Below are 12,907 nucleotides of genomic sequence, written 5' to 3'. Positions count from 1 at the left end.
TCTAAGCCGAGGCAGAGGAGCCTAGTTCTGCCTCGGCCTACTTATTCTATTATTCGCCTTTTAAGCGTTTATTGCATTCGCTGTAATAGCCACCACCCTTCTGAATCCATTTCAGACTACCATTAGCATTACTGTTTTTGTTGGCATGGTACTGATCTAGGCAGGTTTTCATACGGGCCTTACCTGCGCTGAGCTTGGAATATTGTGGGTCCACCGCAGAAGGAAAAGTCGCACCAGATGCACTGACAGCAGCAGGCGCTGCTGGTTTGGCTGCTTCCGGGGTAGGTTCTGCCGGTTTGTTAGCTGTGGTGGGTGTTGTTTCTGCCGTAGTGGCAGTATCGCAGTTGGCAGCCTTAAACGCCTTGAATGTTTGCCCATTAAGCGTGTTTTCCGCTTTGGCTTCCTTAAATTTTGCGTGACATTCCTTAACCGTCAATGCATGGGCTGTTGGGGCAGAAAGAGCAGTCGCGCAACCAAGCAGTAAGGCTGCCAAACCGGTGCGTGCAGAAAAGTTCATAAAGAAAACCTCATGCAAAGGGGCGAATCAAAAAACGACCCTATGCCGTTTTTTACTCCCGTAAATAGTATTGCAAACTGTGGCGCTGAAATGAATGGGGAGCACTTATTTTATTGAAGAAACAAGAAAGCCCTCTCCAAACAGCTGAAGAGGGCTTTCTGTAGATAGCAGAGTAAAATGTTTGCAGAAGGGTCAGTCGTTAATGCGTTCCCCATGCAGGGACATATCCAAACCTTCCAGTTCTTCATCAGGCGTCACACGCAGGCCAATAACCAGATCAACAACTTTTAGGATAATGAAAGACACAACCGCACACCATACAATGGTGACCAGCACTGCTTCTGTTTGAACAACAAGCTGATGCACCGAACCCGTAATGCCAGAGGGGTTGGAATCTGTTGCAGAAAGCGGACCATAGGCAAACAGGCCGGTTAGCAGGGCACCAACAATACCACCCACGCCATGCACACCAAAAGCGTCCAGGCTGTCATCATATCCCATCATGTGTTTCAGGGATGTGGCGCCCCAGTAGCATACAACGCCGGTAATCAGGCCGATAATCAGCGCACTGCCTGGCAGCACAAAACCGGCGGCAGGGGTAATGGCCACCAGCCCACCAACGGCACCGGAAATCACGCCCAGCACAGTCGGCTTGCCAGAGCGAAGCCATTCAACCAGCATCCATGAAACGCCAGCACCCGCAGCCGCAATCTGGGTGGCAGCCATGGCCATGCCTGCACGCCCGTTGGCACCCACGGCAGAGCCAGCATTGAAGCCAAACCAGCCAACCCACAGCAGGGAAGCGCCAATAACGGCATATGTTAGATTGAAGGGAGAAAGATCGTCCTGTCCGTATCCTTTACGACGGCCCAGCATCAATGCGCATACCAAACCAGCAACACCGGCGTTAATATGCACAACCGTGCCACCGGCAAAGTCTGCTGTGCCAAGGCCGCCCAGCCAACCAATCGGGCTCCATACCCAATGAGCAATGGGGGCATATACAATGAGAGACCAGATAATGGAGAACACACACATGGCGCTGAACTTCATGCGTTCAGCATAAGCGCCAGAAATCAGGGCCGGGGTAATGATGGCGAATGTCATCTGGAACATCATGAAGATGCTCTCAGGAATGGTCATGGTTGTGGCGTTGGAGGAATCCGCACCAAGGGTAAAGCCAACATCTGCGCCGTTATGAATGTTAGCGCCAATGCCGTTGAGGAACATGCGGCCAAACCCGCCAATCCATGGAGACCCCGTAGTAAAGGCGAGGGAATACCCCGCAACCATCCAGACAATAGAGATAATGCAGCACAGAGCAAAAGACTGCATAAGTGTTGCCAGTACGTTTTTTTTACGCACCATGCCCGCATAGAACAAGGCCAACCCAGGAATGGTCATCATCAGCACCAGAGCCGTGCTGGTGAGCATCCATGCTGTATCGCCAGTATCTATTGCGGGCGCTGCATCTGCTGCAAGACACCTTGAACTATATGCGAAAGAAAGGAGTAAGGCGCAAAAAACATTTATCCTAGTTTTGCACATGGGCTTCGGGATGCGCATATGACAATCTTTCCCTCAAGGTGTAGGTTAGTAGATATAGTATCTATTCCGAAATGATATGTTTTTTTTCTTGGTAGAGCAAGAGAGTCGTGCATTTCTAAAACTTCACCATGGCGTTGAATTTTCAATACAGATTTGTGACTCAAAGCAGAGATTTCGGGTTTACAAGAATTATGGTGGTAGCCAGTAGAATGATATTCTGACAAATATCTACAGAATTAGAAACTGACATTGCTCATATTACCAAGGCTGAAAATTCTACGTAACGTGTTTTGAGCTGTTCGGTGTAAGGTATTTAGAAATAATGTCGTGCATTATCAAAAATTGTTAAGACGGAACTGACTGCGCGAAGAATTGTTTGATCGAAGCAATTCCTTGTGCAGTTTGGCACTATTATTGGCCGCTATATCGGTAGCTTTCCATCTACTGTACATTTGAATATTTAGTGGGTGCAATAGGTTCGTATGGAATAGTTCTGTTGGCTGATCTTTCCTGCATCGGGCAAGTTGTTCAAGGCATTGGACCAATGCGCCAGACGCTCTTCAACGTCAAAGAAAATCTGGTCGCTTCATGTCATTATCTCTTAATTATGACACAAGAGAGAATCAAAGGTAGCTATTCAAAACTAGGGAAGTCGATATCTCCAAATCCTTTTCTATAATACTTTTTCATGGTATAAAATTTTAGCTAAAATTATTTTTTTAGGTGATTGTTAATGTATATACTTACGCACTTCGGAAATTTTTTATCTGAAAACAATGGAAAAATAATTCAAAAATCTATTGATGATGTATCAAGTGTGGATGATCTTATTTCAATTAAAAAAGAAGCTGGTTTATATTCACTAGGTAAGAATAATTCTCCATTTAGCTTTGATTCTGGTTTGGAATTTCCGAATAAAGCTGTCACAGATGATTGTATCGAATTAATTAGAAGTGGGAATGAAGATTTTATTTTTATAAAAACACAAAAAGGATTTTTATCTGCACGACCAAATAAAGATTTAGAATATAGAAGCAAACCAAGTCTATGGGAAGAATTTAGAATCTTAAGCAAAGAGGAGGCTGAAAAAATAATATTTCTGTCTAGTAAACAGATATTATTCGAAGATAAATTACTTTCATTTTCAGAAAATAAAACCAATATTGAGTATTTATATTTTGACAATGTAAAAATAAAAATTGATGACTTATTCGAAGATATGAACTGTCCCCTAAAATCAGATATCATATTTTTCGATGATTATGTTCCGTGTGTGGCTAAAATAGTAAATCCTGCTATATTGTATATTCTATATGGATCTGGAGATATACTTGATCAATTTAAAATATCTATTGAAAGTTTATCTATGTTTGGGGAGTATAAAGGGACAATATTTATTGCAACAGATATAAATAAAAAGTTTATAAAAGACGTATGTAAGAAACATAATTTACACAATGTATCTGTAATAGAATCAAGAGGATTCGATAGACTTGATTATGTAGGCAGCAGAATTCCTCTTCTTTCATCTGATATATTTTCTAGATTCCAGCCAATTATTTACGTAGATTGTGATATAATATTTAACAAACCATTAAAAGACAACATACCGTTATTCATGAAAGAAGAAAAAATAAGTGCTCAAATAGAAAAAAATCATTATATAACAAATAATGCATCAAACGGATCAACTTTATACTCTCAACATCCATTTCCTTTATTCTCTAAAGGTGAGGGATTTAATGCGGGTATTATTATGATACCTTCATGGGAGAAATTGAATTATGTATTTAAAGCAGCATACAGAATGTTAATATCATATACAATAAAATTTGGCAGAGATAGCATACCGTTTTACGATCAAAGTATACTGAATTATGTTTTTTATAAATTAGATGTATTTGATGGAACTTCAATTACAAATTCTGTTTCTGTACCCAAAATTGACAATATACATGATCAAGAAAAGGGCTTTGTGCACTTTTGGTCTCATGGAAGATCTAGATCAACATTTATGCGTGAATATGTTGCATATCTTCATAAAAAACATGGAAACGGTTTTTCAGATCAAAAAGATAAAACTCTGGGTGCTTTTGAAATAGAGCATCAGAAATCATAAGTAGCTACCATTAATTGGTCTTTATACTGCTTCTATCGAATGACTAGATAGCCGTTTTAAGAGGCAGCTCTACGGTTCTCTCTCATAACTTCTTAGGAAGAATGAGAGAGAACTTAGAAATCACAAAAATCCTTACTGATTTAAGTATAATTTTTTGGGAAAATGTTCGGAGCTATTTTCTGCTACATTGGCCCGTTGGCGAACTTGCCTACATCCCGAATAGAGAAAAAACCTCGGTGTTTAAGTGGCTGTCTGTAATTCTTTCCCTTATATTTTAATGAGTAGGGCCTGAAGCAGGCGCGTATCTTTGACGTTGAAAAGTGCTAGCACGCCTAAATGAGCTTAGTGATAAAAAGCTATTCCATACGGACTCGTTACGTCCGCTCAAAAATCATATGTGGGGCTGTTCATTTACACTATTGGGGATCAGACGAACCACTATGAAAATCAGGTTGGTCTGCAGTATTCAAAATGTACGCCATTTTTTGCTCTTCAAAGCGCTATATAATATTTCCCTTTTCTCTCAAAATGAGAAGGATGCTTAATGTCACGGTTACCTATTGCCAGAGTTCATATTTGAAATTTAGCGATGTAATCTGAGTATATTGTAATTCACTAGGGACTGAAATGTTTCAAAAAGAAAACTGCTCTCTTTTCAGAGAGCAGTTTTCCTCAAACTGATGATACAGCAAGTTTAGTGCCGTATTAATGGTTTGAAAGGACTTAGAAGTCCATTCCGCCCATGCCACCCATGTCAGGGCCGCCAGCCGGAGCGGCTTTCTTTTCCGGGCGTTCTGCCACCATGGCTTCCGTGGTGATCAGCAGGCCAGCAACAGATGCTGCATCCTGCAGAGCCGTGCGGACAACCTTGGCTGGGTCAATAATACCGGCTTCAACCAGGTTCTTGTATTCGCCAGCCTGGGCATCAAACCCGAAATTGTAGTCTTTATTTTCCAGCACCTTGTTTGCGATCACAGCGCCATCTTCACCAGCGTTGTGTGCAATCTGGCGCAGCGGAGCCTGCAGGGCGCGACGGATGATTTCACCACCAACGCGCTGGTCATCATTGTGGTAGTGCAGGCCTTCCAGTGTCAGTGTAGCGCGGGCCAGAGCCGTGCCACCACCGGGAACAATGCCTTCTTCTACAGCAGCGCGTGTTGCGTGCAGGGCATCGTCAACGCGGTCTTTGCGTTCTTTCACTTCCACTTCTGTGGAACCACCAACGCGGATAACGGCAACACCGCCAGCCAGTTTGGCCAGACGTTCCTGCAGTTTTTCACGATCGTAGTCAGAAGTGGTTTCTTCGATCTGTGCGCGGATCTGCTTTACGCGGCCCTTAATGTCTTCAGCCTTGCCAGCGCCATCAACAATGGTGGTGTTTTCCTTGTCGATATGCACCTTCTTGGCAGAACCAAGCATGTTCAGGGTAACGGTTTCCAGCTTGATGCCCAGATCTTCGCTGATGACCTGACCACCCGTAAGGATGGCAATGTCTTCCAGCATGGCCTTGCGGCGGTCACCAAAGCCCGGAGCCTTAACGGCAGCAATTTTCAGGCCACCGCGCAGCTTGTTGACAACCAGAGTTGCCAGAGCTTCACCGTCAACATCTTCTGCAATGATCAGCAGCGGACGGCCGGACTGCACAACGGATTCCAGAAGCGGCAGCATGGGCTGCAGGGAAGACAGCTTCTTTTCATGGATCAGGATGTAGGGGTTTTCCAGATCCGCTGTCATCTTTTCCGGGTTCGTCACGAAGTACGGAGAGATGTAGCCGCGGTCAAACTGCATGCCTTCAACAACATCCAGTTCGGTTTGGAAGTGCTTGGCTTCTTCAACCGTGATCACGCCTTCGGAGCCAACTTTCTGCATGGCTTCGGAGATCATCTGACCGATTTCAGATTCACCGTTGGCAGAAATCGTACCAACCTGAGCGGTTTCCGCCGGGGTGGTTACTTTTTTGGCGTTCTTCTTCAGCTCTTCGATAACAACGCTAACAGCCTTGTCGATCCCGCGCTTCAGATCCATCGGGTTCATGCCAGCGGCAACAGCCTTGTGACCTTCACGCACGATAGCCTGCGCCAGAACCGTAGCTGTGGTGGTGCCGTCACCGGCCACATCGTTGGTTTTGGATGCCACTTCACGCAGCATCTGCGCGCCCATGTTTTCGAACTTGTCAGCCAGTTCGATTTCTTTGGCAACGGAAACACCGTCCTTGGTGATGCGCGGTGCGCCAAAGCTTTTGTCCAGCACTACGTTGCGGCCTTTGGGGCCCAGCGTCACTTTTACAGCATCAGCCAGAATGTCCACACCGCGCAGCATACGCTGGCGTGCGTCTGCACCAAACTTTACGTCCTTGGCAGCCATTGAATTTCTCCTGTGAAGATCGTTCTAAAATTAAAAGTGCGGATCAACGCAAAATCAGGCGGTTACCACGCCCATGATGTCGCTTTCCTTCATGATCAGCAGCTCTTCGCCGTCGATCTTCACTTCCGTACCGGACCATTTGCCAAACAGCACACGGTCACCGGTTTTAACATCGAGCGCTACAATCTGGCCCTGTTCATTCCGGGCACCCGGACCCACGGCAACCACTTCGCCTTCCATAGGCTTTTCCTGAGCTGTATCAGGAATGATGATTCCGCCAGCGGTCTTCTGTTCGCCTTCAAGGCGACGGACAACTACCCGGTCGTGTAAGGGACGAAACTTCGTCATTATGGATCGCTCCACATTCATTTCTGGAATGGTGCCCTTAATAGAAAGCAGCGCCATTCTCTTTGTCGCGCGTAACATAACGCCGCGTTACGTTAGCACTCCCACCCCGGGAGTGCCAAAACAGGAGATAGGTCTGCCCAATGGCAGAGTCAAGGAATGTGGATAAAGTTTCTTTTTGCTGTAACCTGATAACAGATAGGAGGTGCTCGCATGGGTCATATCACAACACTTAAGGCTGCTGACGGACATGAGTTTTCCGCATGGGAAACCGAAAGCAGCCATCATCCTTACGCGCTTATCGTGCTTCAGGAAATTTTTGGCGTAAACCACCATATCCGGCAAGTGTGTGAAAACTTTGCTGAAGCCGGATTTCACGTGATTGCCCCGGCCTTGTTTGACCGTGTGCAACGCGGGGTGGAGCTGGATTATTCTGCCGAAGGTGTGAAAGAGGGTCTGGCATTGCGGGCACAGATTCCTCTGGCAAAAACGCTGCTGGATATTCAGGCTGCGGCTGCAGTTCTCAAACCGCGCAAGGTTGGTATTATCGGCTATTGCTGGGGTGGCACACTGGCTTGGGAGGCTGCGTGCAGAACGGATGACTTTGCAGCAGCCGTTGGCTGGTATGGGGGCGGTATTGCCGCCAGCCGAAATGAGACTCCGCGCTGCCCCGTACAGCTCCATTTTGGAGAGCAGGATGCAAGTATCCCACATACCGATATTGCAGCCATTCGGCAGGCGCACCCTGAAGTTGAACTTTACGTGTACGATGATGCCGGACACGGGTTTGGTTGCCCGGAAAGAAGCTCTTTTAATGCTAAAGCTTATCAGGAAGCACAGGCCCGCAGCATTGATTTCCTGAAAAGCAACCTGAACCCGTAGGGCTTTTTCTCTGTCTCTGCTTTGGCCAGTTTTCGAATTATGATTGACAATTGCTGCTGGTCATGGGGGGATGGGGCATATCCTGAACCGCACACGGTGTGCCGCAGGACAAAACGTTGAGAAGAACAAGGACTATCCCGCTCATGCCGACCGGTACAGTAAAATGGTTTAACGCCACCAAGGGTTATGGCTTTATTGCCCCAGATGATGGCGGTAAAGATGTGTTCGTGCATATTACCGCAGTGCAGGCAGCGGGTTTGCGTGGCCTGAATGACGGACAGAAAGTTTCTTTCGATCTGGTTGAAGAACGCGGCAAGCAGGCTGCAACCAATCTGAAAGTAGATTGATTTTTCAGGCAGGGCCGATCAGTTTTGATCGGCCCTTTCTGTTTCTGCCAAAAAGGCAGCAAGTTCTCGCGCTGTTTCTGCCAACCCAAGGCGGCGGACTTCCACCCCTGCGGGAAAAGCACTGAGCAAACGGGTAGGGGTGCGCCTGTCTAGCAGGACGAAAACCCCTCGGTCAGACTGACGGCGGATAAGCCGACCAAAAGCCTGACGTAACCGTAGGCGTGCAATTCGTTCATCAAAAGATTTCGGGTCACCTCCAGAAAGGTGAATACGGCGTTCACGGTGCAGAATGTCTGGCCGCGGCCAAGGCACACGCTCAAAAGCCACCAGGCGCAACGCATTGCCGGGCACATCAACGCCGTCTCTCATGGCATCTGTGCCCAACAGGCAGGCATGTTCTTCCGTCCGGAAAATATCTACCAGTGTGTTGTTGTCCATCGCATCTACATGCTGGGCGTAAAGCGGCAGGCCGTTTTCTTCCAGTGTAGGCGCAATACGGTCATATACGCCACGTAGGCGAGAAATGGCCGTGAATAGCCCCAAACCTCCGCCACCAGATGCCAAGAAAAGCGTGCGGAAAGCAGCTGCCAGATCCACAATACTGCTGTTATCTATGTCAGTCACAATATACGCGCGTGTTTGGCGGGCGTAATCAAAAGGACTGGCCAGACTGGCGCGCAGCGGAGGCGAGGGAAAGTGATTGGCGCCTGTGCGTGCCTCGGCGGCTTCCCATGCTTTTTCCGCATTATCGCTTTCAGGCTCGTTTGTCTGCTGGTCACGCAGGGTGGCGGATGTAATCAGCATACCTTGCGCAGGTATGGCCATAATGCCAGCAAACGGAATGGTGGGGTCCAGCCAATAGCGATAAAGGCCTACATCTTGCTCGCCCATCCGTTGCTTTTCGCGCCGTTCAAGGCGGATGAAGTGTACATGGGCTGGCGTGGTATCGGGTTCAGGTGGAGTATCTAATGCGCTTAGCATGGCAATCCACGCATCCAAGCGGGAAATCGCTCTGCGGCGCAGGGCACGGGTCATGGCTTCTATGCGGCCGCGCGTTGCGGAATCCAGTGTTTCGGCATCTTCCTCAAGGCGCGCATGCAGGCGTTCAGCCAAGGTCCGTAAAGGCTCCACAAGCCGTGTTAACGCACGTGCCAGCAGATGCCCGGCTTCTGCCAAGTCTGGCACAAGGGGGTGCAGATCACATTCAAGGGCTGCGTAAACATGTTGCTTGCCACCTTCCTGCGTTCTGGCAAGTGCTTGCTGGCGTAAAAGACGCAAAAAGGCTTCCGTGGGGTTTTCCAGCACCGGTTGGGGAGCTTCCGGCTCAAGCGGAAAGAGACCGATATCTTCCGGAGGTTCGGGGGGGGGAGGCTCATCAGCATGTTCCTGCCCCAAGCGGGAAGACCAGCCGGGCGCAGGGAGTGCTGTTGCCGCCATAAGGGCAGCATCCAGCGGTGTTTCCAGCTTGGGATGACCAACAACCAGATCATCCAGACGGCGCTTCAGGCCACGCGCGCGGGAGCGCCTGCCTTCTGCGCCAAGCAACCAGCGGCGGAGTTCTGCGGCTTCCAACCCAGAAAGCTCAGCAGAAAAGGCGCTATCCGCCGCATCGGCCAGATGGTGGCCTTCATCAAACACATAACGGGATGGGGCAGAGGGGTCATCCGTTTCATCTGCATCATCGCTCATACCTGCTTGTGCGTAAGCAGCCTGCGCCATAACAAGGGCATGGTTGGCAATAACCAGATCAGCTTCCCGCGCACGACGAATAGAATGTTCAACAAAACAATTCTGATAATGGGCACACGCACCGTGAATACACTCGCCACGCCTGTCTGCCACGCCGATTAGATTGCCTTGGCCGAACAGATCCCCAAACCAGCCGGGCAGATCACCCCCAAACAGATCACCATCTGCAGTGGCCAAGCTCCATCGCGCCAGCATGATGAGGGCAATGGTAATGCCTGCAGGGCGGGAGGCCGCAGTATTTACGGCTTCTTCCATATTTAGCAGGCACAGATAGTTTTCTCGGCCCTTGCGTAAAACAACCCGTTGCCGATGTGTGGCTTGGTCTGGGTAAAGCCTACGGGTTTCCTGCTCAATCTGGCGTTGCAGGTGGCGCGTATAGGTGCTGATCCAAACAGCCCCTTTGTTCCGTTCTGCCCAAAGGCTGGCAGGGGCAATATAGCCAAGTGTTTTACCCGTGCCTGTGCCAGCTTCGGCCAAGACAATGGCAGGATCACCCCGCACATTTCGTGGTTCAAATGCGCCTGTGGCAACAGATGCAAAATCGGCTTGTCCGGTGCGGACCTCAGCATCCTCACCCAGCATTTTTGTCAGTTGCTCACGCGCTTCTGTAGGGGAGATAGGGTGAGATGCAGGTGGAGGCGGAAGGGGCGTTTCCTCCCATTTGGGCAAAAAGCGCCAGATACGCAGGGCGTCCCCAGGTTGCAGCATTGTTTCTGGCAATTTGCCTTGTGGCGTCAGTTTATTATGCAGCCCCAGAGTTTCGGCAACTGTGCCGCTCCAGATCCATCCAGCCTGAGCCAGCCTTAGGGTAAGGGCAGCCAGATGCTCCGCTGTTGCCCCGTGGTTTTGACGTGCCAGATTGGTGAGCAGAAGGGAGAGAAGGCGTGGAAGCAAATCTGCTTCTGCTGCGCCTATATCCTCATCCTGCATGCCAAGGGCCAATGCCAGACCGCGTGGGGTAGGCGCAACAGGTGTAGCTGGATGCACAAAGGCAAACAGTTCCAACAGATCCAGCCACGGCGCAGGTTGCCCCGGGGGTGATAAATTGAGCCGCCGGGCCAATGCCGGTGCATGGATAACAAGCGGGCAAGGCATGTTTTGCAGGTTTTGCCTTACGTCCTGCGCAGACAGATGAAGAACTTCTCCATCTTCCGTAAGAAGGGAATAGGCTCCCTTATATGCAACCAGTGCTGGGGCATCGTAAGCGGAGGGGAAAGATGTCTGCATATGACACTAGATGATCTATTCCACCGCGTAATGCCAGAGGCAGACGTAAAAAAGCAACATATGAAGAACAAAAAGGCTCGCTCCATTTTTATGAAGCGAGCCTTTTGAGGAATGATTGAGGGCTGAAAAGTTAGGCGTCGTTTTTCAGGCTTTCTGCAACCACTTCCAAAAGTTTGCCGTGCAGATTGCCGTTACCTGCAACAATCATGACATCTTCGGGCAGATCATCCAGATCAACGCCGGCTGGGTCTGTTGCCTGTCCACCAGCTTCACGCACAATCAGTGCGCCAGCTGCACAATCCCAAGGTTTGATGCCGAATTCCCAGTATCCTTCGTAGCGTCCGGCAGCTACCCATGCCAGATCCAGCGCCGCAGCGCCAAAACGGCGCACGCCAGCCACACGTGGCATGAGAGAACCCAGCACCCGTGCAAATGGTAAACGCATGCGCGCAGGCACCTTGGCGAACGGAATACCTGTGGCAAACAGGGATTCCTGCATGTCACGCCGCGCGGATACGCGGATACGCCGTTCGTTCAGATAAGCACCGGTGCCTTTTTCCGCCCAGAACATTTCACCTGCAGCGGGGTTGTACACCAACCCGGCTGCCAGTTCGATACGCCCATCTGGCAGGCGGCGCTGCAAGCCAATGGAAATAGCCCAATGCGGAATACCGTGCAGGAAGTTGGTGGTGCCATCCAGTGGGTCCACCACCCAACGCCATGTCCAGTTATCGCTGCCGGATTTGCCTGATTCTTCCATGAAGAAGGCATAGCCGGGGCGGGCGCGTTCCAGCTCTTCCCGCAAGGTCTGTTCTGCGCGCAGATCAGCTTGGGAAACAAAGTCTCCCGGCCCTTTGATGCTGACTTGAAGCTGCTCGACTTCGTTAAAATCGCGCAGGAGACGCTTGGCCGCCTTCTGGGCTGCTGTTTGCATCACCATCATGACGGGGGAAAGACGCATGGCCACGGTAGTTTTGTCCTGCTCTGGAGGGGAAAACGGAAAAAATCAGTCTTTGGCGCGTTCGACGTAGGAACCGTCTTCCGTCCGAACCACAATACGTTCACCCGATTCAATAAAGGGCGGCACCATGGTTTTGACACCATTGGAAAGTTTTGCGGGCTTGTAGGAGGAAGATGCTGTCTGGCCTTTTACAACCGGGTCAGCTTCCACAACTTCCAGCGTAACCTGCGGTGGCAGATCGATACCAACCGGGTCACCTTCAACCAGATGCAGGTTGATGGTCATGTTATCCTGAATGAACGGAGCCTGATCACCAAGCAGATCCACAGGAACGGTCAGCTGATCATAAGTTTCGGGGTCCATCAGAACCAGCAGTTCGCCATCGGTGTAGGAATACAGGTATTCCTTATCTTCCGTCATCAGGCGTTCAACGCTATCAGCGGTCCGCCAGCGTTCGTTGGTTTTGTTGCCGGTTTTCAGGTCGCGCATTTCAACCTGAATAAATGCTCCGCCCTTGCCGGGGGTGATGATCTGCTGTTTCAGCACCGTCCAGCGGCGGCCATCATGCTCAATCACCTGACCGGCGCGGATCAGGTTTGCCTGCTGTTTCATAATTCGTCCCTGAAAGGAATGTCTATTAAGGATGGGGCTTGTACAATCCCAACGCCGGAAGAGCAAGTTTACTGCCACTGATATATCGTGTTTTCTCCCGCTGGACAGAAGGCCCATATCCTGTTTATAAGGCGGCACAGGTCCTCAGATGGATAGTATGAGGATGGGTGTCCGAGTGGTTTAAGGAACTGGTCTTGAAAACCAGCGTGCGGGGAACCGTACCGTGGGTTCGAATC

General features: G+C 49.5%; 11 protein-coding genes. 4 read left to right on the top strand and 7 right to left on the bottom strand.

Annotated features, from left to right (window positions below; all coding sequences use genetic code 11):
* Nucleotides 1-49: 49 nt before the first annotated feature.
* The gene (locus CSR02_RS13305; protein ID WP_099541961.1) at nucleotides 50-517 is read right to left on the bottom strand and encodes a hypothetical protein; all 468 of its coding nucleotides are present in this window, start codon (nucleotides 515-517) and stop codon (nucleotides 50-52) included.
* A 192-nt stretch (nucleotides 518-709) separates the two neighbouring features.
* On the bottom strand, nucleotides 710-2,083 hold the full coding sequence (locus CSR02_RS13300; protein WP_373319814.1) for an ammonium transporter: 1,374 nt from the start codon (nucleotides 2,081-2,083) through the stop codon (nucleotides 710-712).
* A gap of 478 nt (nucleotides 2,084-2,561) precedes the next feature.
* Here CSR02_RS13300 and CSR02_RS16365 point away from each other — a divergent pair, with 478 nt between their 5' ends.
* Together CSR02_RS16365 and CSR02_RS13295 are read left to right on the top strand one after the other, a co-directional pair.
* Complete coding sequence (locus CSR02_RS16365; protein ID WP_143225595.1) at nucleotides 2,562-2,744, top strand: hypothetical protein; 183 nt, start codon at nucleotides 2,562-2,564, stop codon at nucleotides 2,742-2,744.
* 54 nt (nucleotides 2,745-2,798) lie between these two features.
* Nucleotides 2,799-4,184 carry a glycosyltransferase gene (locus CSR02_RS13295; RefSeq protein WP_143225594.1) on the top strand — a complete coding sequence of 462 codons (1,386 nt, stop codon included), beginning with the start codon at nucleotides 2,799-2,801 and terminating at the stop codon, nucleotides 4,182-4,184.
* 723 nt (nucleotides 4,185-4,907) lie between these two features.
* On the opposite strand, the gene groL is transcribed toward CSR02_RS13295, so the two are convergent.
* Together groL and groES are read right to left on the bottom strand one after the other, a co-directional pair.
* Nucleotides 4,908-6,548 (bottom strand): chaperonin GroEL, encoded by a 1,641-nt coding sequence (groL, locus tag CSR02_RS13290; protein ID WP_042787645.1) that lies wholly within the window; start codon nucleotides 6,546-6,548, stop codon nucleotides 4,908-4,910.
* Between the two features lie 54 nt (nucleotides 6,549-6,602).
* Nucleotides 6,603-6,896, bottom strand: coding sequence for a co-chaperone GroES (groES, locus tag CSR02_RS13285; RefSeq protein WP_042787713.1), 294 nt, complete (start codon nucleotides 6,894-6,896; stop codon nucleotides 6,603-6,605).
* 210 nt (nucleotides 6,897-7,106) lie between these two features.
* On the opposite strand from groES, the gene CSR02_RS13280 reads away from it, so the two are divergent.
* Together CSR02_RS13280 and CSR02_RS13275 are read left to right on the top strand one after the other, a co-directional pair.
* The gene (locus CSR02_RS13280) at nucleotides 7,107-7,775 is read left to right on the top strand and encodes a dienelactone hydrolase family protein (protein WP_099541959.1); all 669 of its coding nucleotides are present in this window, start codon (nucleotides 7,107-7,109) and stop codon (nucleotides 7,773-7,775) included.
* A 143-nt stretch (nucleotides 7,776-7,918) separates the two neighbouring features.
* A complete protein-coding gene (locus CSR02_RS13275; RefSeq protein WP_003625755.1) occupies nucleotides 7,919-8,122 on the top strand; it encodes a cold-shock protein in 204 nt (67 codons plus the stop codon).
* An 18-nt stretch (nucleotides 8,123-8,140) separates the two neighbouring features.
* On the opposite strand, the gene CSR02_RS13270 is transcribed toward CSR02_RS13275, so the two are convergent.
* The 3 genes from CSR02_RS13270 to efp all read right to left on the bottom strand — a co-directional run bounded on the left by CSR02_RS13270 (nucleotide 8,141) and on the right by efp (nucleotide 12,671).
* The gene (locus tag CSR02_RS13270) at nucleotides 8,141-11,098 is read right to left on the bottom strand and encodes an ATP-dependent DNA helicase (RefSeq protein WP_099541958.1); all 2,958 of its coding nucleotides are present in this window, start codon (nucleotides 11,096-11,098) and stop codon (nucleotides 8,141-8,143) included.
* Between the two features lie 130 nt (nucleotides 11,099-11,228).
* On the bottom strand, nucleotides 11,229-12,059 hold the full coding sequence (locus CSR02_RS13265; protein WP_095045868.1) for an inositol monophosphatase family protein: 831 nt from the start codon (nucleotides 12,057-12,059) through the stop codon (nucleotides 11,229-11,231).
* A 45-nt stretch (nucleotides 12,060-12,104) separates the two neighbouring features.
* Entirely contained in the window at nucleotides 12,105-12,671 is a 567-nt protein-coding gene (efp, locus tag CSR02_RS13260; protein WP_003625750.1) for an elongation factor P, read from the bottom strand.
* Nucleotides 12,672-12,907: the final 236 nt, after the last annotated feature.

Source organism: Acetobacter pomorum, from assembly GCF_002738225.1.
In the GTDB taxonomy this organism is placed as follows: domain Bacteria; phylum Pseudomonadota; class Alphaproteobacteria; order Acetobacterales; family Acetobacteraceae; genus Acetobacter; species Acetobacter pomorum.
This window is presented reverse-complemented; position numbering and strand designations above follow the sequence as displayed.